The sequence below is a fragment of the Frankia sp. RB5 genome (assembly GCF_059816245.1).
On sequence record NZ_JCBATA010000048.1, the window covers coordinates 1 to 20,684 of the forward strand.

The 20,684-nt window shown below is 72.7% G+C and carries 17 protein-coding genes; 7 read left to right on the forward strand and 10 right to left on the reverse strand.

Going from position 1 to position 20,684, the window contains the following annotated elements:
- Positions 1 to 396: 396 nt before the first annotated feature.
- The 3 genes from AC6EXY_RS22860 to AC6EXY_RS22870 all read left to right on the forward strand — a co-directional run bounded on the left by AC6EXY_RS22860 (position 397) and on the right by AC6EXY_RS22870 (position 3,379).
- Positions 397 to 870, forward strand: coding sequence for a hypothetical protein (locus AC6EXY_RS22860; protein WP_243407536.1), 474 nt, complete (start codon positions 397 to 399; stop codon positions 868 to 870).
- 89 nt (positions 871 to 959) lie between these two features.
- Positions 960 to 1,706, forward strand: a complete 747-nt coding sequence (locus AC6EXY_RS22865; RefSeq protein ID WP_101831984.1) for a YcnI family copper-binding membrane protein — start codon at positions 960 to 962, stop codon at positions 1,704 to 1,706.
- Positions 1,706 to 3,379 carry a copper resistance CopC/CopD family protein gene (locus tag AC6EXY_RS22870; RefSeq protein WP_499842403.1) on the forward strand — a complete coding sequence of 558 codons (1,674 nt, stop codon included), beginning with the start codon at positions 1,706 to 1,708 and terminating at the stop codon, positions 3,377 to 3,379. Before AC6EXY_RS22865 ends, AC6EXY_RS22870 begins: the two co-directional genes overlap by 1 nt.
- Positions 3,380 to 3,424: 45 nt before the next feature.
- Here the strand turns inward: AC6EXY_RS22870 and AC6EXY_RS22875 are convergent, their stop codons facing one another.
- From AC6EXY_RS22875 to mscL, 3 genes are all read right to left on the reverse strand, one after another.
- Positions 3,425 to 4,858: an RNA polymerase subunit sigma-24 gene (locus tag AC6EXY_RS22875; protein WP_499818127.1), complete on the reverse strand. Its 1,434-nt coding sequence runs from the start codon at positions 4,856 to 4,858 to the stop codon at positions 3,425 to 3,427.
- A 424-nt stretch (positions 4,859 to 5,282) separates the two neighbouring features.
- Entirely contained in the window at positions 5,283 to 6,935 is a 1,653-nt protein-coding gene (locus tag AC6EXY_RS22880; protein ID WP_499818126.1) for a S1C family serine protease, read from the reverse strand.
- Positions 6,936 to 7,040: 105 nt separating this feature from the next.
- Complete coding sequence (mscL, locus tag AC6EXY_RS22885; protein WP_101831795.1) at positions 7,041 to 7,436, reverse strand: large conductance mechanosensitive channel protein MscL; 396 nt, start codon at positions 7,434 to 7,436, stop codon at positions 7,041 to 7,043.
- A gap of 189 nt (positions 7,437 to 7,625) precedes the next feature.
- Here mscL and AC6EXY_RS22890 point away from each other — a divergent pair, with 189 nt between their 5' ends.
- Entirely contained in the window at positions 7,626 to 9,875 is a 2,250-nt protein-coding gene (locus AC6EXY_RS22890) for a hypothetical protein (RefSeq protein ID WP_499818125.1), read from the forward strand.
- Positions 9,876 to 9,890: 15 nt separating this feature from the next.
- Here the strand turns inward: AC6EXY_RS22890 and AC6EXY_RS22895 are convergent, their stop codons facing one another.
- From AC6EXY_RS22895 to AC6EXY_RS22905, 3 genes are all read right to left on the reverse strand, one after another.
- Positions 9,891 to 11,111, reverse strand: coding sequence for a CE1 family esterase (locus AC6EXY_RS22895; RefSeq protein WP_499818124.1), 1,221 nt, complete (start codon positions 11,109 to 11,111; stop codon positions 9,891 to 9,893).
- Positions 11,112 to 11,138: 27 nt separating this feature from the next.
- Entirely contained in the window at positions 11,139 to 11,489 is a 351-nt protein-coding gene (locus AC6EXY_RS22900) for a hypothetical protein (protein WP_101831793.1), read from the reverse strand.
- 247 nt (positions 11,490 to 11,736) lie between these two features.
- Positions 11,737 to 12,657: a mechanosensitive ion channel family protein gene (locus tag AC6EXY_RS22905; protein ID WP_243407486.1), complete on the reverse strand. Its 921-nt coding sequence runs from the start codon at positions 12,655 to 12,657 to the stop codon at positions 11,737 to 11,739.
- Between the two features lie 123 nt (positions 12,658 to 12,780).
- On the opposite strand from AC6EXY_RS22905, the gene AC6EXY_RS22910 reads away from it, so the two are divergent.
- Positions 12,781 to 14,196: a cryptochrome/photolyase family protein gene (locus tag AC6EXY_RS22910; protein ID WP_101831791.1), complete on the forward strand. Its 1,416-nt coding sequence runs from the start codon at positions 12,781 to 12,783 to the stop codon at positions 14,194 to 14,196.
- Positions 14,197 to 14,463: 267 nt separating this feature from the next.
- Here the strand turns inward: AC6EXY_RS22910 and AC6EXY_RS22915 are convergent, their stop codons facing one another.
- From AC6EXY_RS22915 to AC6EXY_RS22930, 4 genes are all read right to left on the reverse strand, one after another.
- Positions 14,464 to 15,234 (reverse strand): L,D-transpeptidase, encoded by a 771-nt coding sequence (locus AC6EXY_RS22915; RefSeq protein WP_101831790.1) that lies wholly within the window; start codon positions 15,232 to 15,234, stop codon positions 14,464 to 14,466.
- A gap of 5 nt (positions 15,235 to 15,239) precedes the next feature.
- Positions 15,240 to 16,043 carry a hypothetical protein gene (locus AC6EXY_RS22920; protein WP_101831789.1) on the reverse strand — a complete coding sequence of 268 codons (804 nt, stop codon included), beginning with the start codon at positions 16,041 to 16,043 and terminating at the stop codon, positions 15,240 to 15,242.
- Between the two features lie 731 nt (positions 16,044 to 16,774).
- Entirely contained in the window at positions 16,775 to 17,557 is a 783-nt protein-coding gene (gene pdxH, locus AC6EXY_RS22925; protein WP_499818123.1) for a pyridoxamine 5'-phosphate oxidase, read from the reverse strand.
- 29 nt (positions 17,558 to 17,586) lie between these two features.
- Entirely contained in the window at positions 17,587 to 18,075 is a 489-nt protein-coding gene (locus AC6EXY_RS22930; RefSeq protein ID WP_243407352.1) for a toll/interleukin-1 receptor domain-containing protein, read from the reverse strand.
- A 277-nt stretch (positions 18,076 to 18,352) separates the two neighbouring features.
- Here AC6EXY_RS22930 and AC6EXY_RS22935 point away from each other — a divergent pair, with 277 nt between their 5' ends.
- Positions 18,353 to 19,462, forward strand: coding sequence for a citrate synthase 2 (locus AC6EXY_RS22935; protein WP_101831114.1), 1,110 nt, complete (start codon positions 18,353 to 18,355; stop codon positions 19,460 to 19,462).
- Positions 19,455 to 20,585: a phosphoserine transaminase gene (serC, locus tag AC6EXY_RS22940; RefSeq protein ID WP_101831115.1), complete on the forward strand. Its 1,131-nt coding sequence runs from the start codon at positions 19,455 to 19,457 to the stop codon at positions 20,583 to 20,585. The genes AC6EXY_RS22935 and serC overlap by 8 nt, the downstream gene beginning before the upstream one ends.
- Positions 20,586 to 20,684: the final 99 nt, after the last annotated feature.

Genomic DNA, 20,684 nt, shown 5'->3' on the forward strand with positions numbered 1-20,684 from the left:
CGGACGACTCAGCCACAGCTCTGATCATCCACGCCCAACCACCAGGATCAAGCAACGACCACAGCGCGTCCCCGCAACACAAACCCCAAGGTCAGCGGGCTACCCCTGCGCACCCGTGAATGGACACGAGGAGTCTGATCGGCTGACATACGCGCCTTCGCCTGAAGGTTCGTCATGTCCGATGGCAGGTCGACTGGCAGATTGACGACGTTGCCGGTTGTGGCGGTCGGTTGGCCGGGCATGGCAAGCTTGGTCCCTGTGAGCAGCGGCTGGCCGGTGAGCGGGGGTACGGCCCGCCTCGGGCGAGCGGGCACCTTCGCCGCGTCTTCCGTCTGCCTGGCCTGGTTGGCACACCTGATGGGTGGCGCCGGGCGGCCTGGTTTCGGGATCACCGCCGTGTCGTTCCTCCTGCTCACCCGCGTGGCCTTCGGCCTGGGCGGCCGAGAGCGGAGCCTGACGGCGATGGTGTCGGGCGTGGCCGCGGCTCAGGTGCTCCTCCATATGGCCTTCCTCCTCGCGCATCCGCACGTACACCTGGCATGTCTGCGCTGTTCGGTGGACAGTCAGATGTTCCTGGCCCATATGGCTGCGGGCTTGGCGGTCTCGCTGTCGCTGCGACGGGCCGAGCGGGCGCTGTGGTCGGCGACCCGGCTGCGTCCCGGCTCATTGCTCGTCGTGCTGCTTCTGCCGGCGACCGAGCCTGCGGCGCCGCCGGTGGCGCCAGTAGTCAAGATCGGTTGTCGGCGCCGGCCCCCCAGAGCCCACTCCCGGCCGTTGGGACGCAGCGCGCGACGACGCGGACCACCCTGGGCATGGCCGGAGGTCGACTGGACGGCGCTGCGACGCGGCATGCCTCGAACCGTGCGCTGACGCCCGCCGGCAGCAGGATCTCCTCCGGCTCGGGTGCGTTACCGAGGCGTTCTTCTGCTGTGCTTCGGTGTTTCTGGGAGGGGATTCTCATGCACCGCTTTCTTTCGCGTGCCGGAGTTCTGGCCGCCGTCGCGGGAGCCACCCTGGCTGCCACGGTGCTGCCGGCGTCCGCGCATGTGACGCTGCAGCCGACCACGGCGCAGGCGGGGAGCTACACGACTCTGTCGCTCAAGGTTCCGGCCGAGGAGGACAACGCATCGACGACTGGTGTCGACGTGCAGTTCCCGGCGGACAGTCCGATTGCCTCCGTGTCCGTGCAGCCGAAGGAGGGATGGACCTACAAGGTCACCAAGGGAAGACCGGCCACTCCGTTGCGCACCGATGACGGTGTGGTCAGCGAGGTCGTCACCCGGATCACGTGGACCGCCACGCCCGGTAGTCCGGGTATCAGACCTGGCGAGTTCGACACCTTCATGATCTCGGCCGGTCCGCTGCCGGACCGTGCTGGTGCGCTCGCGTTCAAGACCCTGCAGACCTATTCCAACGGCGATGTCGTGCGCTGGGTGGACGTGCCTCAGCCCGGAGCCGGGGAGCCGGAGCACCCGGCGCCGTCGCTGACCGTCACCTCGGGGACGACTGGCAGTGGGGCATCGGCAGGCGCGACCCCGGTCGCCGCCACCACAGCCAGCGGTGCCGGTGAAGCCGCGGGGGGGCCGTCGACTGGCGGCGGCGATGACAGCACGGCGCGTGCGCTGGGCATCGTCGGCATCGCGGTGGGAGCGCTGGGCCTGACCGCCGGTGCCTTCGGACTGGGCCGCGCGCGGCGGCGGGGGTAGTGCCCGTGCGAAGACTGCTCGTCGTGATCGGGGCGTTGGCCTCCATGGCCATCGCCTCGATCGTCCTTGGCCTCGGAGTCGCGCCCGCCTCCGCGCACGCCCTTCTGACCGGGAGCGATCCGGTGGACGGAGCGGCGTTGCGGACCTCACCGGCGAAGATCGTTCTCAGTTACAGCGAGTCGGTCAGGGTGCCGAGAGATTCGATCCGCGTGATCGACGGGGCTGGGCGCAGGGTCGACGATGGACATGCCGGTCCGGGGGCGAAGGCATCCCAGGCCGCCGTCTCGCTGCGCCCCGCGCTCCCCGCCGGTACGTATGTGGTGAGTTGGCGGATGATCTCCGCTGACAGCCATCCGGTGTCAGGTGCGTTCGCGTTCGGCATTGGTGGGCCGCCGGCGGCGGGCGCCGCGCATGCCGAGGGTGACACCGCGGGTTCGCCCGTGGTCGGTTTCCTGTTCGGGGCGGCGCGCTTCCTTGGTTATGTGGGGATCGGCGTGCTGCTGGGGAGCTGCGTGTTCCTGGCGGTTCTCTGGCCGAGCGGTTTCCGCGCCGCGGGCTTGGGGCGGCTGGTCGCTGCGGCCTGGGGGCTCACTGCGGTTGACGCGGTCGCCCAGCTACTCCTGCAGGGCCCCTACGCGGCCGGGCTTGGTCTCGGTGGAGTCGTGCGGTGGTCGGTGCTGTCGGCGACGGTGGAGGAGAGGTATGGGCACCTGCTGCTGGTACGGCTCCTGGCACTGATGCTCGCCGCGCCGCTGCTGCGTCGCGCCGTGCGGATGGGGACGCTCGATGCCTGGCGGCGGGGAGAGCTCGCCATGCTCGGGCTTGCGGTGGCCATCAGCCTCGCCGCGATCGGCCACGGCAGTGCGGGCGACCTGGTGGGACTGGCGGTCGTCAGCCTCACGCTGCATGTGATCGGCATGTCGATCTGGATCGGCGGCCTGACGGTCATCGCGCTGGTGTTGATCAGGCAGGCGACGGTGCGGGAGCTGGCGATCGTCCTGCCGCGGTGGTCCAGGCTCGCCATGGGGGCGGTGATCGCGATCGTGCTCAGCGGCCTGTTCCAGAGCTGGCGGGAGATCGGAACGCTTCCCGCCGTGATTGACACGAGTTATGGCCGGATGCTGCTTTACAAGGTCTGGGCCGTCGTGGGAATGCTCGCGATCGGCGGCCTGGCGCAGCGGTGGGTTCGGCAGCACTTCGGCGACGACGCGGGCAGCGATGCCGCGCCGGGCGCCGCCGCGCTGGCAGGACTGCGGCGTGGGGTGGTGTTCGAGCTGGGAGTCGGTGCGGTCGTGCTGGGAATGACGGCGGCGCTGGTCAACATGGTTCCCGCACGGACCAGTTATGCACCGCCGTTCACCGGCACCGCCATCGCCGGGCCGATGACGGTGAAGGTGCGGGTCGCGCCGACCCGGGTGGGTACGGAGTCCGTCGATGTGTATGCCCAGGCGCCGACCGGGAAGCCGCAGAAGCTGGTCGCGGCGACGGCGGAGCTGTCACTTCCCACCGCGGATCTGGGACCGTTTGAGGTACCACTTGATCTTGCCGAAGTCGGGCACGCCCGCAGCGACCGCATCCAGGCACCGTTGGCGGGGAAATGGCAGCTTCGGCTGACCCTCCGCCTGAACGACTTCGATCAGTACGTGACCACGCTCTTCTACACCGTGCGGTGAGCCCGCGCGACGCCCGCTCTGTCCCCGCGGGCGTCCGAGCTGGCGTCAGACGGACACCGGGGACGCGTTCGCGGAGGTCTTTCCGGACGTCGGAGCCGGGCTGGGGGTGCTGGCTCCGCTCGTGGGGTTGGCCGTCGGCCCGGCGGCGGGCGGTGACTGCGGTGCGCTCGACCGGGAGCTGGCCGCGGGGGAGCTGGCTGGCGGCGAAGAGCTGGGGAGTGCGGGGGTCGTCGGCAGCGGCGCGCCCGAGGTGGAGGGCGGCGCATGGACGGGGGGCGGGACGGTGATGCCCGTGCCGGGCGAGCCCGTGCCCGGGACCGTCGGCGTGATGATCGGCGGCATGGTGATGACCGGCGGGGCGGTGACGGTCGGCGCGGTGGAGGCAGGCGCGGGGGAGGCGGGCAGGAACGGGGTGGACGGCCGGGCGGGGGAGCTCGGAACCGCAGGGAGGGCAGTGGACGCCGGGTGTGGCTCGCTGGCGGCGTTCGCGGGCGTGGGCTCGAGTCGGCGCACGTCGTGCGCGATCTGCTCCACGAGCCGCGGTTGGACCGCGCGCGGCCCGTCGTCCCGGCTGGTGTAGGCGCCGGCCACGGTGGGAACGAGGCCCGGGGCGACGAGGGCGCGGCCGCTCGGGGCGGCGGGCGGGGTGGCGGGGCGGGCCGCGGGCAGTGTGGGCTGCGGGTTCACGATCGCCACGCTGGCCTCCGACACCAGCCGGGGATCGGAGGACGGCCAGTTCATCGCGGCGGTCAGGCCGGCTACCGCGACGACGACCGCGGCCGCCGCGGCCATCGCCGGCCGGCTGCGCCAGTCGGGCGTGCCGCGAACCGCGGCGGCCGCGCCGGCGGCGACCGCATCGCCGCCTGGGCTGGTCTCGGAGCCGGCGTCCGCGTCCATCCGCAGCAGCGCCAGGGGCGCCGCGCGAACGCGGACCGGAGGGGCCTCGGCGGACTCGGCCGCACCAGCAGTATCGGCCGCGGCTGCAGCCTTGACGAGGCTGACCCTCGCCGCGGACCTCGCCACCGCTTCCGCGTCTGGCGCCGTCGCGGCGGCGCGGCGGTTGGCCGCCGCGGTCGCGGCGGCCTCGGCGACGGTGGCGGCGCGGTCGAAGGTGCGGGCCAGGCCGACCCGCAGGCTGGCGGGGGCGGGTACCACCGCTCCGACGAGCAGCTCCTCCGGTGGCACCCCGTGCGGCACCGGGATGCTGCGAGCCTGGGGCGAACCTGACCAGGCCAGCGCGCTTCCCCGGGCGAGCTCCAGCAGCCATGACCGCAGACCGGCGGGGTTGCTCAGCGGATTGAGGCGGGTTCTGGCGACCAGGGCGAACGCGGTGCCTGCGGCCGCGCGGGCGACCGTGGGATCCCCGAGGATCAGCAGACACATGGAGAAGACATCGTCCGCGTAGAGATCGTAGAGGTCGTCGAACGCCTGCCGATCACCGCGGCGGACACGGGCCACGAGGTCCGCGTCGTCGTCCATACTCTCGCTTCTCCCCGGAGGACTAGCAGCGGGCCCGGATCGGGTGGTGGGGCCAATGCTAGGAGCCGGGACTCGCTAACGGGTGAACGTTGTGAGGATTTTGTTGTCGTCGATTCGACAGCCGGTATCGCTTGACCGTAAAAGCCCGCAGTGTTTAGTGCGCGTTTGTCGGAGTATGACTAGTTCGCTCCTGGCTCCAGCGCGTGCGTCGAGCCCTTGGCCCGCCGACGGACTAGTCAGAAAAGCAAGCGGACAATAGTCCGTCAGCGGGTGGCGGATCAAATTGTGTCACCGATCCGACGGAGCAGGCGTTCCGCATCCACCGGGCCATTCGCGACCCGCGGCGGGATCGACACATGATTGCCTCGTGACCGGTATGTCGAGGTCGAAGCCCGACGGACGGTGATGATCTGGACGACGACGATCAGGATGTCGGCGGCTGGAGCGCGAGCTTCGCCTTCGCGGTCGTGGACTGCCCGCTGCGGATGTACGTCACCTCGACCTCATCCCCGATGGCGTGGGAGCGCACCGCCGCGATCAGAGAGTCGACATCGCTGACCGCCCGGCCGCCGAGCTTGGTGATGACGTCGCCGGCCTGCAGGCCGGCGCTTTCCGCCGGCCCGCCACGCACCATCGATCGGATCTGCGCGCCACTGCCGCTGGCAGCGGTCGAGCGGCTGTTCTCGTCCGCGGTCGACGCGGTGACCCCCAGGTACGGGTGCTGCGCGCGGCCGGAGGTGATCAGCTGGGTCGCGACGGACTCGGCGTAGTTGCCGGGGATCGCGAAGCCGACGCCGATGTTGCCGGACTGCTGACTGCCGCCGAACGGGCTGCCGCCACCACCGCCGACGGTCGCGATCGCGCTGTTCACCCCGATGATCTCGCCGCGGCTGTTGACCAGCGGGCCGCCGGAGTTACCCGGGTTGATGGGTGCGTCGGTCTGGATCGCGTCGAGGACCGTGTTCTGCTGGTCCTGCACGGTCGAGTCGCCGGTACGCACCGGTCGGTGCATGGCGCTGACGATGCCGGAGGTCACCGTTCCGTTCAGGCCGAGCGGGCTGCCCACCGCGACCACCAGCTCGCCGATGTTCAACGCGTCGGAGTTGCCGAACGTCGCCGCGGGGAGCCCCGTGGCATCGATCTTGATGACGGCGAGGTCGGAGCTCGGGTCGGTGGCTACGACCCGTGCGTCAAAGGTGCGGCCGTCCTGCAGGGTGACCGTCAGCGTGCCGCCGTCCGACGCGCCCGACACGACGTGGTTGTTCGTCAGGATATGCCCGTCGGCGCGGATGATCGTGCCGGAGCCGGTGCCGGACTCGCTGCTGGACTCCTCCGAGATCGTCACCACGCTCGGCAGGATCTTCTTCGCCGCCGCCGCCACGGTGCCCGCCGCGGCGGGGGACGTGCCGCCAGCGGTGGAGGTGCTGCGCTCCAGCCCGGCGGAGGTCACGACGGTCTTTCCGCCGTCGTCCCCGGCGACCAGGGCGCCGACGCCACCACCGATGCCGGCCGAGACCAGGGCGATGGCGAGTCCGCCTGCCACCAGCCGCCGCCGGCGCAGGGCGACCGACCCGGATCCCGCCGCCGCGAGCCGACCGCCGTAGGGCCCGCCCGGGCCACCGGGCGGGAACTGGCTGGTCGGCGGAACGCCCCCGGCCCCGGCGACGCCCGGCCCGGACTCGGCGCCGGCGGGCCCCCACGGACCTGGCCACGGCTGGCCGCCGGTCGGCGGCCCACCGGTCGGCGGCCCGAAGGGACCGCTACCGCCGGGCGGCGGCCCGTAGGGACCGCTGCCGGGCGTCCCGCTGAAGGGAACCGGCTGGCTCGGGCCCGTGATCGGGCGGGCAGGCGGGGGCGGTGGACCACCGAAGGGCACCGGCGGGCCGCCGGGACGGTGGTCGGGCGCGGGGGAGCTGGGACCGGCGGCCGGGTGAGGCTGTTCTGCCTGCGACCCGAAGACGCCTTCGGCGGGTGGGGCCCAGGGGGACGGCGAGTCGTGCCCGGCACCGGACCCCTCCCGGCCGCTGCCCGGGCGGGCGTCATCGGCGCTGTCGCTGAAGGGGGGACGCGGTGTCATGGTAGGCACTTTCCCTTGCGAGCCTGAGCGATTCCTGAATACCGACCAACGTTCCGGTAAGCGACCGACCCGCGCAACCAACGGCGGCCAACGGGTCCGATCGGCTCAGGAGTTGGTCTGGCGCACCGCTAGTAGATCACGGATCTCGGTGAGCAGCCGGGCCTCGTCGGTCAGCACGGGGTCCTCCTCAGGCGGGACCTGGCCCCGGGCGCGCCGCTCGTTGATGGTCCTCAGCGGAAGGACCACCACGAAGTAGATCACGGTTGCCACCGACAGGAAGGCGATCACGCTGTTGAGGAACGCGCCGTAACGGAAGACGCTTCCGTTGATCTTGAACGTGAGTGACGAGAAGTCCGGCTTGCCGAAGATCGCGGCGATCAGTGGCGTGAAGATGTTCTGCACCAGGGACGTCACCACGGCGGTGAACGCGGTGCCGATGACCACGGCCACAGCCAGGTCGACCACGTTCCCGCGCATGAGGAACTGCTTGAAGCCCTTCATCAACGCTCTCCCCCCTACAGGCTGCTGGTGTGCCATGGGAGGATATCGGCGCACGTCGGAGGGATCCGACCAGCCCTCTATGTCCCCGATGGGCCGCTGTCAACTAGGCGCGCGCAACGTCCCGGCAAAACCGTGGTACACCGGTGGGACGAACGGATGCGCGTGGGGCTCGGGATCGGAGGTCGTCTGGTGACGGACGGTGCGCGACGGGCCGAGTGGAACGACGACGACGCAGACGGCCGGGGTCCTGGCCGCGATCGCGGCCGCGGTCCAGCGGGAGGCCGCGCCGGCCCCGGGGGCTACCCGGCACCGTCCGGCTACGCACCGGCGGGATATCCAGACTCTCCGGGCCCCGGCGGCTATCCGCCCGCGAGCGGCCACCGGCCTCCTGACGGCTATCCGCCCGCCGACGGCTATCCGCCCGCCGACGGCTATCCGCCCGCCGACGGCTATCCGCCCGCCGACGGCTATCCGCCCGCCGGCGGCTATCCGCCCGCCGACGGCTATCCGCCTCCCGGCGACTCTCCGGCCGCCGGCGGCAACCAGGGCTCTCGAGGCCGCCCGGCGCCCGACGGCTACCCGTCCTCGCCCGGGTACGGGCGTGGCGCGGACTACGACGACGCGGCGGGGTACGCCGGACCGGGCGGCCGCGGCGCTCCGGTCGAATATCAGGGTCAGCAGCCCGGCTATCCCGATCCGCGCGGCCGGGACCCCCGTGAGGCCTATCACGGACCGGATGCCCGGGCGCCGCGGGAACGGTCCGGGGCCGGCGGACCGCTGCCCGGTCGGCCCGCCGGGGCGACGGGCGCAGGCATCGGCGGGAACACCTCGGTCCGCAGGGCACTCGTCCCCCCGGCCGGTGGGCGCCGCGCCGCCGCACCGACCGGTGCCGGTCGAGCGGGCGGGGCCGGTCGAGCGGACGGTACCGGCCCGGCCGGGCGCACGATCCCGCCGGGCCAGGGCGCCACACCGCAGGGCTTCGACGGCGACGCGCCCGGGCCTGGCCGGGAGGAGTCCTCGCCTGCCCGCGCCGCGCCGGCGACCGGCCCCCGTGCCGGCCGATCCGGGCGGGCGGGTCGAACCGGGCCGGGTGCGGCCGGCGGCCGCCACGGACAGTCTGGACACCCGGGGCGGTCCGGCCGTCTCGCGGGCTCCGACGATTCGGACGGCACCTATCCACCCGACGGCCCCGAGGCGGTGACGCGGCGCCCCGGTCCCCCAGCCGGCGATGAGACGGGCCTCATGCGCCGCCGTGGTGGTCGATCCGCGTCCCGATCAGCCGCCGGTGACCGCACCGATCCTGGCCGGACCGGGCGCCACGAGTCACCCGGACAGCGCCCCGACTACCCCGAGCGCCCTGACTACCCCGAGCGCCCTGACTACCCCGAGCGCCCTGACTACCCCGAGCGTTCCGATCGGCCGGACCGCTCCGGCCGATTCGACCGGAGCGCCGGGCTCGCCCGCGGTGGCGCTCGCCCCGAGCGCCCGACCGGCCCGGGACGCCGTGCGGACCCCTCCGCCACCATGACCAGTGGGCGGCCGGAGGCTCCCTCTCCGGAGGACGGCAGGCGTCGGCCCGTGGCGCGCCGTGCGGGCGGCCCGCTGACCGCGGCCATGGAACGTGATGCCTCCGCGGGGCGCGATGGCTCCGCGGGGCGCGGTGTCTCCGTGGGGCGGGTTGACCTCGTCGACGATGCGGACGCGCGTGACGACCTCGTCGACGGTCGTGGCCCGGTGGGGCGCGACGACGATGCTGACGCGGAGCCGATGTCGTTCCTGCGCCGCCTGGCCGTGGCGATGGTGGTGCTGGCGGTGGCGCTCGGCGTCGGCGTCGGCGCGGGCGTGGTGTGGGAGAAGGTCCGGCCGAGCGGGCGCACGGCGTCGAGCGGGCCGATTCCGTCGGCGACGCCTGGTGCCGCCGCGTCGCCGTCCCCGGCGGGCACGGCGGCCACCGCGCCGGCGGCCCCGGCCGCCGGGCAGATCGCCGTGCCGGCGGACTGGGTGGCCTACACCGATCCGCAGCAGAAGGCCACGTTCTCCCACCCCCCGGTCTGGAAGCAGCGCCGCGACAACACCGGAATCTTCTATGGCGAGCCAGGCACGGCGGCCGCCGACTACGGTCCGCAGATGATCGGCGTTGCCCGCATCGCCGGGGCCGACGCCACGGCCGCGCTGGCCAAGGTCCAGGCAGGCGAGTTCGACGGGGTGTCCGGGCTGACGAAGGACCGTTCCGGCCCCGCCACCGACAGCAGCGGTCAGCCCACCCAGGAGCTTGCGGGCTCCTACGACCGTGAGGGCCAGCGGGTGTCGTACCTGATGCGGACGATCCCGGCCAACGGTGCGGTCTACGTCCTGATCGCCCGCGTGTCCACCAGCGCGACAGCGAGTCTCAACACGCTGATGGGCGCCCTGCGGTCGTCGTTCTCCCCGGCCGCCTGAGCGGCCCCGGCACGGTCACATCCGCGGTCCGGGCCGGGCGGAGCGCGCTGGCGAGAGCAGGTTCCAGAGCACCCCGGCGGTGGCGAACCTGGACGGTCCCGTGGTGGGCGGCCAGCCGTGCGCCATCGTGGGCAGCAGGAACTGGACGACGCGCGCCGGCGACCCGCACCGTGTCTCCCGTCGCACCGCCACCGGCCCGCCGCCCGCCGGCTGTCCGGCCACGGGCTGTCCGGCCACGGGCTGTCCACCTGCCGTCGGTGCGGCGGCGGGCAGGCTCGCCTGGCCGGTCGGCGGCTGCCCGGCGGCCGCGGGCGCGGTGGCCGGGGTGAGGGCGGTCGGTGGTGCGCTGGTGGCCGGGGCGCCACCGGGCACCGCGAGGCCGGCGGCCAGGCCGTCGGGCTCGGGTGGGGTGGTTGTCGGCGTGAAGGTCCACGGCACGCCGTACGAGTCGGTGAACACCGAATCGCCCGGTGCGCTGGGCACGGGGCAGCGATCCTCGGCGCGGAACGGCGCCAGGCTCTCCTCCTCCGGTGTGATCGCCGTGTTCAGCACGGGCGACCAGGGCGTGCCCAGATAGGGGACATGCCCGTCCTGGCCTCCGTGCACCGCCACGACGGTGAGCGGCGCGGCGGGATGGCACTGGGCGACCTGACGGCTGCCCGCGACGACGGCGACGCCCGCGAGTTCGTCGCCGTGCTCGCAGGCGTACCGGTAGGCGAGCATGGCGCCGTTGGACAGCCCGACCATGCTGACCCGCCGCCGGTCCACCGGGTACTTCTCGCTCAGGTGGGCGACGAGTGCGCGCAGCCAGTCGACGTCGTCGATCTGACGGGCCGACGCGATGTCACAGCACGTGCCGGCGTTCCACGACTTGCCGATCCCGTCGGGGTAGACGACGGCGACTCCCGCGGCCCGCGCGAGGCCGTCGAGATCCCAGTTCGTCTTTGGATCGGTGCCGTCGTAGTGCAGGCTGTGCAGCGCGACGATCAGGGGGTAGGGCGTCGGCGTACCGGGCGGCGGCAGCGTGATCCTGACCGGGGAGCCGCGCCCTGATCGCTCGAAGGTGTCCGGCCCGACGGTGGGGGTGGCACCTGGTGTGGCCTCGGGGACCACATGGCCCCGACGGGATCCACCGACGACGCCACAGCCGGTCACGGCGAGCAGCACGGGGACCAGGAAGGTGAGGAGCCAGACCGCGGTGACGCGGCGGCGACGAACGGCCGGCACGCAGGCCATTCTGACTCGCCGATCGCACAGGGGGCGTCACCGGTGCCGCTGATTACCCTTCGTGTTCAGACTGCTACGAGCCAGCTCCCCCTCGGGGGCGCGGACCACATTGAGTCGTGGCCGCTCGGTCGCGGACGAGGGCGACCAGCGCCCGGCGGCCGGCCGCGCCGCAGGGGGCGGGGTGTTCTCCGCCGCGGTGCGGTAGCGGTCGAACGCCTCCTGAGCGCGACTCTCCAGATCGTCCACGAGTGCCAGCGACTCACGCACCCGGCGCTCACCCGCGGGGCCGGCGGCGAGGAGGTCGGACAGACAGTTGTCCACCGCACGCCGTGCCGCCAACCAGCCGAGGAGCAGCCGGGAACGCTCCATGTCCGAGAACTCGTCCACCGAGATGTCCCTCCGCTCGCCACTCGTGACGTTGTTGGGGCCGCTGCCGCGAAGATCGGTCGGGGGATCGATCGACAGGTCTCCTGGCTGTGCCGAGCGCCCGTCCGGGCGACTGGGTTGGTTCAGGTCGACGGCCGGTCCGATCGTCCGGTCCTCTCCCAGAGTGCCCCACCCGGGGGCCGAACGCGCCGTAGTTCGCCTAACGCACACCCACTGGTCCTCCCGAGACGGTAGATCCGGGAGCTGATCACAGGTTACGGGGCCCCTTCGCAGGGGGCTGAGCGGCGGGGGGTGCCGGACCGGCCGGCCGGTGTGTGGCAGTGGACGCCGCGATCGGCCGCGCGGCGGGAGGCCGTGGACGAGCCGCTTCACCGGGTGCGGGAATCGAGGCTCGGGCGTCCTCGTGTGCCGTGTCACTCACGGGCCCTGTCGTGGGGGCCGGTTCCGGCGGGTGCTCGGGGCCGGGCTGGCCCCCGTGACGAGCCAGCCGGACCGCGGCGGCGCTCTGTTCGGCGTGGTCGAGGATCTCCTCCCAGCGCCGCTGCATGGGTCGCACCAGTCCGCCGCCCACGCCCACCACGACCACACCGCCGACAGTGGCGAGGATCGCCCACAGCACGGGCGTGGTGACCGACGTGGCGAGGCCGACCTCGTCCAGTCCGGCCTTGCCGAACGCGATCACGATCACTGCGGCGACCGTGTCGCTGACCGCTCGCCGGTAGGTCAGGTCCCGCAGCGCCTCGCGCACGAAGGTGCGGGCCAGCCGGGCCAGGCTGACGCCGAGCAGCACGACGATGATCGCCACCGCGGTGTGCAGCAGCAGGATGAGCAGCTCGGTGATGGTGGACCCGGCCGCGCTCGGCCCGAACACCCCCACGGCGACCCGCAGCACAGTGAGGTGGCCGAGTCCGGCCAGGGCGCGCAGCGCGCCGGTGCGGATCTCGCCCGCGGGCCGGCGCAGCAGGGCCGGCAGTCCGCCGCGCTCCAGCACACGGTCCACGCCGCAGCGGCCGGCGATGACGGCCAGCAGCCGGGCGGCGATCCGGACGAGCAGTGCCCCGACGATCAGGATCGCCAGACAGACCCCGACCTTCGGGCTGGTCTCGGCGATGCGCGACCAGGCGTCCGACGCGCCGCGATCCCAAGCGATGGCGCCGGTGAGCTCCACGCGGCCAACTATAAACTAAAAGTAGCTGTGCGATGACGTAAAGCAACAATGGTGGGGGCCCGCGCGTCGTCGCCAGCCTGGCCTGCCCGGGCCGTCGGTCGAGGGCGGCTAGCGTCGGGTCGCATGACGGTCTCGGTCTGCTGGCTGCGGCGCGACCTGCGACTCGGCGACAATCCCGCCCTGTGCGCGGCGGTGCGTGACGGCGGCGAGGTGCTCGTCCTGTTCGTGCTCGACGACACGCTGCGGCGCCCGGCCGGTCCGGTACGCCCGGCCTTCCTCTACCGCTGCCTGCGTGAGCTGGATGAGCGCCTCGGCGGCCGGCTGTGCGTGCGCACGGGGGATCCGGCGCGCGTCGTCCCCGCGGTCGCCCGCGAGGTGGACGCCCACCGCGTGCACCTGGCCGCGGACCACGGCCCCTACGGGCGGCGCCGTGACGACGCCGTCGATCACACCCTGCGCGCGGACGGCCGCGAGCTCGCCCGTACCGGCTCGCCCTACGCGGTCGCCCCCGGCCGGCTGCGCACCGCGGGCGGCACGCCGTTCCGGGTCTACACGCCGTTCTACCGGGCCTGGACGGCGCACGGCTGGCGGGCTCCGATGGCCGAGCCGACCGGCGTGCGATGGGCCCGCCGGCCGTCCGACGGCATCCCGGACGATCCGGATCTCGGTGACGTCCGACTGCCACCAGCGGGCGAGGCCGCCGCGCTCGAGCGGCTCGGCGAGTTCCTGCACGGTCCGCTGCGCGGCTACGCCAAGCGGCGGGACATCCCCGGAGAGGACACCACCTCCCGGCTGTCGCCCTACCTCAAGTACGGCTGCGTCCACCCGCGGACCGTCCTCGCCGAGCTCGCCCGTGCCGCCGACCCGGACAGCGGCCACAGCGGCCGTGGAGTCCACAGCGGCCACAGCGGTGGTCTGGCGGTCGACGCCGAGAAGTTCCGCTCGGAACTGGCCTGGCGCGAGTTCTACGCCGACGTCCTCGCGGCGAACCCCGCCTCGGCGCGCGAGGACCTGACCGACTCCCTGGCCACGATGTCCTACGAGGCGCCCGGCGATGCCTTCGACAGATGGCGGTGGGGCGAGACCGGCTTCCCCATCGTCGACGCGGGCATGCGCCAGCTGCTCGCCGAGGGCTGGCTGCCCAACCGGGTGCGGATGATCGAGGCGTCGTTCGTGTGCAAGGACCTGCACGTGCACTGGACGCACGGCGCGCGGTGGTTCCTCGACCGCCTCGTCGACGGAGATCTGGCGTCGAACAACCACGGCTGGCAGTGGACGGCCGGCACCGGCACCGATGCCGCGCCGTACTTCCGGGTGTTCAACCCGGTGTCCCAGGGCCGCTCCTACGACCCGGACGGCACGTACGTGCGCCGGTGGATCCCGCAGCTGCGGGAGGTGCCACGGGCGATGGTGCACGAGCCGTGGACGCTGCCGGACGGACCTCCCGACGGCTACCCGCCGCCGGTGGTCGACCACGCCGCCGAGCGCCGCGAGGCGCTGGCCCGCTACGAGGCGGCCCGTTCCCGCCGCCGGCGCTAGCCACGGACGGTTCTGGGCTTGGAAGCAAGCGTGTCGCGTGTCGGGAATCCGACAGCTCGGTTGTCGCGTCCGGCGGATCCGACCCGTGGTGATTGGCGACCCTTGTTCCTGGGCAGGGAGTGTGTGGGCAGGGATCTCCCGCTCAAAGCCCGGCGGAGAAGTGACGGGCTCCGCCGGAGGTGGTCGCGCCGGCGTGGGGTGTGGAGGGCAACCCACGTGGGCGCGCCACGCCCGCCCGACCCGTCCGGCGGGCTGCTCAGGCAGGTGTCAGGCGATGATGTCGACGGGCGTGCCGAGGGGGACGGTCTGCGCCAGGCGGGTGATCGCGTCGTTGGTCATCCGGATGCAGCCATGGCTGACGTCCTTGCCGATCATCTTCGGCTCGTTGGTCCCGTGTATGCCGATGACGGGCTTGTGACCGTCGAACGAGCTCATCGACGTCGAGAAGCCGCTCAGGCCGAACGCATACGGTCCGTAGGCCCCGTTCGGGTTCGGCGGGCGCAGCAGCTCCATCAGGTAGAAGCGCCCGCCGGGAGTCGGCGTGTCGGAAGTGCCGATGGCGACGGACTCCGCCGCGATCTGCTTGCCGTCGCTCAACACCCGCAGCAGATGCTGGCTGCGGGACACCACCAGCCGGTACGGCGTCTCGGAGGCGCTGACCTGGTCGGCGCGCACCCAGCCGGCGCTGCCGTTGGGCTGCACCGGCAGCAGCACCTGCCACCAGCCGGGCATCTTCGCCTGGACCAGGAAGACCCGCTTGACGCCGTTCTCGTTGGGGCTGGCCAGCGTCGAGGAGGGCTGGTTGTCGGTGGGCGCGCTGTAGACGTCCACGCTCGCGCCCGAGGCGGTCACCACGGTGCTGCGGCCCTGGCCGAGCCCGGCGATCGCGGCGAGCTGGCTGCGGACCTGGGGCGTGAGGTTCGTGTCGGCCTTCTGCATGCCGTCGCCGCCGCTGCCGCAGCCGGTGAGCACGGCACAGCCGACGGCGGCCGCCAACAGCCCGGCCGCCGTCCTGGATCCGCCCAGCCGTCCGCTCATCGCGGTCATCCGGTGTAGTGCGGCGTGACGGGGACGGCGGCGGGCGCGGCCGGCACGGCGGCGGGCAGCGATGCGGGAATCGCGAGGCCGGCCGGCGGCGTGGTCGGTGCCGGACCGCCGCAGTTCGACACGCCGACCGTCGGGACGGTCACGAGCAGGAGCTTCGTCTGGGCGTCCCAGGGCGATCCGATGACGGCGAGGGCCTTCGACGGGATGTCGACCGTCTGCTTCGGCCCGATGTCGAGGATGCCGCCCTTGAGGTCCGTGTCGAACCAGCCGAACCCGAAGCTCTTGTCCGAGGTGTTCTTCAGCTTCCAGGACGGCACGGTGCCGTCGCAGGTGAAGGTGAGGAAGAGCGGGTTGAGGTCGATGTCCTCGATGCCGTTGATCTCCTTGTCCAGCGGCACCTTGAACGGCAGCAGGTCGAGGAAGTGATCGAGGTTCTCATCGCCGGTACCGCCGCCGGCCGGGCTCGCCGTCGCGGTCGGGGTCGTCGCCGCCGAGGCAGACGCGTCGGGGCTCGGCGTGGCGCTGGCGAGGAGCCCGGGGATCGGGGTCGCGCTCGCGTCGGCGGGGCCGGTGGCGGTCGCCGTCGGGGACGGCGGGGCGAACAGCCCGTCGGTCGGCGAGGTGGGCGATGCGCTGGGACTGGTCGCCGCGGCGGTGGGGCTGGGAGTCGGGGACAGGATGCTGCCCTCGGCCGGCGCTGACGGGGAGGACGTCGGGTTGGCGGACGCCGGGGTGGCCAGCGCGATCGCGGCCACGCCGAGAACGCCGACCACCGCCGCCCGCATTCTGGTGCTGCGCATGAATCCGTCTCCTCGACGTCTGCCGGGCCGGGAATGCCTCGACGGGACAATCTTGATCCGGGCTGAAGGTAGCAATGCGGCGCAGATCCGTATACATCCGGGTCTGGCGGTAGCGGGACCGTTGTGGCGGGTGGCGTCCTCGTGCGGGTGTCCGTGTGGTGCGCGCGGCACCCCCGGTCCCGGTCCCGGCCGCGCCGCGCGGTGGGCGGCCGCCGGCGCCACGCCGAGGTCCTCGCCGCCGCGCGGCCGGTGACAGGTAGTGACGTCCGGCGGATCCGAACTTGGGTTCCGCCGGTCTGGCGCTCCAGGTCGGCGCGTAGGTCGGCGCGTGGTCGGCGCGTCGGTGACGCCCGGACGATCGGCGGTCGCGGGCGATTCCGCGCGGCCTGTCCAGGACCGGGAAGGGCGTTTTCGATTTCGGCCGGCCCCGGCCCGCGGTCGGCCGCCGGATGATGACCGGACGGACCGCCGACCGGGTTGGCGGAAAACCGTCCGGCAGCGCCACCCGGATCTGGAGAATGGCAAACAATGGCTGGTTCACAGGTTCTCCCCGCAATGTCCGGCGGTTTCCGAAATCAGGTGTGACCGCGGCGGACGTCGTGCGTTCACGTGCCCGGCAAGGGCGTCGCGCGCGGGCGGGCGGGCGGCACGTCGACGGCTGCGCCGACGGCCTGAGTTGACGGGGATATCCGGGAAAGTCCGTTTTCACTTCACGTGCTCGGCCGCTGCCTTCAGGGCGAGAGGCGCTCGACCACCCAGAGGTCCGTTCCCTCGGCCGCGCGGCGGTAGCGAAGGCGGTCGTGTAGTCGGTCGGTGCGCCCCTGCCAGAACTCGACCGTCCGCGGCACGAGGCGCAGCCCGCCCCAGAACGGCGGCGTGGGGACCGGGGTGCCCGGCGGCCAGCGCTCGGCGAGCCGCGCCGCGCGGGCGTCCAGCGACTCCCGGGACTCGATGATCTCGGACTGGTGACTGGCCCACGCGCCGAGCTGTGAGCCGCGCGGGCGGGAGGTGAAGTAGCGCTCGGTCTCGGCCCGGCTGACGCGTTCGACGGCGCCGATCACGACCACCTGGCGCTGCAGCGCGTACCAGGGGAAGACCAGGGAGCCGAAGGGGTTCTCGGCGCTCTCCCGGCCCTTGCGGGAGGTGTAGTTCGTGTAGATCACCAGACCTCTGTGGTCGAAACCCTTCAGCAGCACGGTGCGCGCGCTTGGCTGGCCCGCGGCGGACGCGGTGGCGAACACCGCCGCGTTGGCCTCGGGGAGCCCGGCCGCGCCGTGCTCGCCGGCGGCCTCGGCGAACCAGCGGGCGAACTGCTCCACCCAGGTGGTCGCGAGCTGGTCGGGATCCAGCCGGCCGGCCTGGTAGGCCCGCCGCAGTCCCGCGGGATCGGGGGCGTCCTCGCGGCTGGCTTCCGCGGACCGGGTGCCCTCGGGCTGTGCGTCTTCGGACCGGGTGCCCGCGGGCTGGGGGGCGGCGAGCTGGGGGGCGGCGGCGGGCCGTGGCAGGCGGGGCATCCCAGGATCGTGCCAGCAGGGCGCGGCGGTCAGCCGAGCTCGCGCAGGAGGGCGGAGACGCCGCGGTCCCAGTCGACGGTCAGATCGGTGCAGGGCCGGCCGCCGATCCGCATCGGCGCCTCGGTGCCCGACAGCACCGCGGGAAGCAATGTGATGCCGCGGCCGGCGAGTTCCAGGGCGAGCGCCGGAAGGAATTCCTGCGCGACCCACGGCGCATGAATGCCGAGGGTCGAGTGGCCGAGCAGGAGGAAGTCCGCGGTCGCCAGGGTTTCGTTCATGAACATTGGCACGCTGTCGCCGATACGCACCTCCCACCGATCGAGATGCACCGCGTGGCCGACGGCGTTGACCGCACGCCCGAGACGTTCCGCCGTGGCGACGTCGGCGGCCCGGTGACTGATGAAGACGAACGCCATGATCTCCCCGGGTTTCTCGGTCCAGTCCGAAGCGCGGCATGCCCGTTTGGCATTCCCGTGTGCTTCGTGTCGACCGTAGCGCGTGGTGATCCCGGGCCGCATGCCTCCCCTCTCGCAACATGCGGCAGCTTCGTGCAAATAGTTAATGAATCGGGCAAAACGACTATGATCTATATCATATTGTAATGTTTACGTGATCCATCGGTAACTCTCCGTGCGACCCGCGGCGTCGGTGCGGGGCCGCCGGTCGTCGACGGGGCGGCTGCGGTCTGGCGCGTCCGGATGGCGCGGGGCAGGATCGGATGGAGCAGGACCGACGGGGCAGCACGCAGACGGGCCGCCGGTTGAACTCACGGACAGAAGCGGAGATCCGGACTCGATGGCCGAGAAGACAAGCGATTTCAAGCCCGGTCTGGAAGGTGTGATCGCCTTCGAGACGGAGATCGCCGAGCCGGACAAGGAAGGTAGCGCGCTGCGGTACCGCGGCGTCGACATCGAGGATCTTGTCGGCAAGGTGGACTACGGCCACGTCTGGGGCCTTCTGGTGGACGGGTCGTTCGAGCCGGGGCTGCCGCCGGCCGAGCCGTTCCCGGTGCCCGTGCACTCCGGCGACATCCGGGTGGACGTGCAGAGCGCCCTGGCGATGCTCGCGCCGTACTGGGGCATGGGCCAGCTGATCGACATCACCTCGGAGCAGGCCAGGGAGGACGTGGCGCGGGCGTCGGTGGTCGCCCTGTCGTTCGTCGCCCAGTCCGCGCGTGGCCTCGGCCAGCCGGCGGTGCCGCAGAAGGAGGTCGACCGGGCGCGGACCATAACGGAACGGTTCATGATCCGTTGGCGCGGCGAGCCGGACCCCAAGCACGTCCAGGCCGTCGACGCCTACTGGGTGTCGGCCGCCGAGCACGGGATGAACGCCTCCACGTTCACCGCCCGCGTCGTCGCGTCCACCGGGGCCGACGCCTCGGCGGCGCTGTCCGCGGCCGTGGGCGCGCTGTCCGGCCCGCTGCACGGCGGTGCGCCGTCGCGGGTGCTCGCCATGCTCGACGAGGTCGAGCGCACCGGCGACCCGCTCGGCTACGTCCGGCGCGCGCTGGACCGCAAGGAGCGCCTCATGGGCTTCGGGCACCGGGTGTACCGGGCCGAGGACCCGCGTGCCCGCGTGCTGCGGCGCACCGCCCGTGACCTCGGTTCCAGCCGCTACGAGGTGGCCGAGGCGCTGGAGGCCGCCGCGATCGAGGAACTGACCAACCGTTTCCCGGACCGTCCGCTGCGGACGAACGTGGAGTTCTGGTCGGCCGTGGTCCTGGACTTCGCCGAGGTCCCGGCTCATATGTTTACGTCCATGTTCACCTGCGCCCGCACCGCGGGCTGGAGTGCCCACATCCTCGAGCAGCAGCGCACCGGTCGGCTGATCCGCCCGTCGGCGCGCTACGTCGGCCCCGAGCCGCGCCCGCTCGGCGACGTCCTGCCGGAGGTGCCTCGTGGCTGACGTGCCCGCGATCGCGCTGCCCGCGGACCTGCGCCCGGCTGACGGCCGGTTCGGCTGCGGACCGTCGAAGATCCGCCCGGAGGCGGTCGCGGCGCTGGCCGCCAGCGGCCCGACCTACCTCGGTACCTCGCACCGGCAGAAGCCGGTGAAGAGCCTGGTCGGCCGGGTCCGCGCCGGGCTCGCCGAGCTGTTCTCGCTGCCCGCCGGGTACGAGGTCGTGCTCGGCATCGGCGGCGCCACGGCGTTCTGGGACGCGGCCGTGTTCAACCTGGTGCGCACCCGCTCCCAGCACCTCGTCTTCGGCGAGTTCGGCGGAAAGTTCGCCGACACGACGAAGGGCGCGCCGTTCCTCGCCGACCCGTCGGTCGTCTCCTCGGCGCCCGGCTCGCACCCGGACTGGGCGCCCGAGGCGGGCATCGACGTCTACGCCACCCCGCACAACGAGACGTCCACCGGCGTCGCCCGCCCGGTGCGCCGCCCGACCGGCGCCGGGGTCGATGACGGCGCGCTGCACCTGGTCGACGCCACCTCGGGCGCCGGCGGCCTGCCCGTCGACGTCAGCGAGGTGGACGTCTACTACTTCGCGCCGCAGAAGAACTTCGCCTCCGACGGTGGTCTGTGGACCGCGCTCATGTCGCCGGCGGCGATCGGGCGTCTCGCCGAGATCGCCGCGACCGACCGGTGGATCCCGCCGTTCCTCGACCTGACGACGGCGCTGGACAACAGTGTGAAGGACCAGACGTACAACACCCCCGCGGTGTCGACGCTGTTCCTGTTCGCCGACCAGATCGAGTGGATGCTCGGCCAGGGCGGCCTCGACTGGTGCGTGCGGCGCACGGCCGAGTCGTCGTCGATCCTCTACACCTGGGCGGAGAAGACGGCGTTCGCGACGCCGTTCGTCGCCGACCCCGCGCAGCGTTCCCAGGTCGTCGTCACCATCAACTTCGACGAGGTGGACGCCGCCGCGGTCGCCAAGGTGCTGCGGGCCAATGGTGTGGTCGACGTGGAGCCGTACCGCAAGCTCGGCCGCAACCAGCTCCGCGTCGCCTGCTTCCCCGCCGTCGACCCCGCCGACGTCGAAGCCCTCACCGCCAGCATCGACTACGTCGTAGAACGCCTCTAGCGTCGAGAAGCCCGCTCAACGCCTCTGGCATCGAGGAAGCTCGCCCAGCGCCTCTGACGTTCGGAGGTCCGCCCAGCGCCTCTGGCGTCGCGGTGTCCG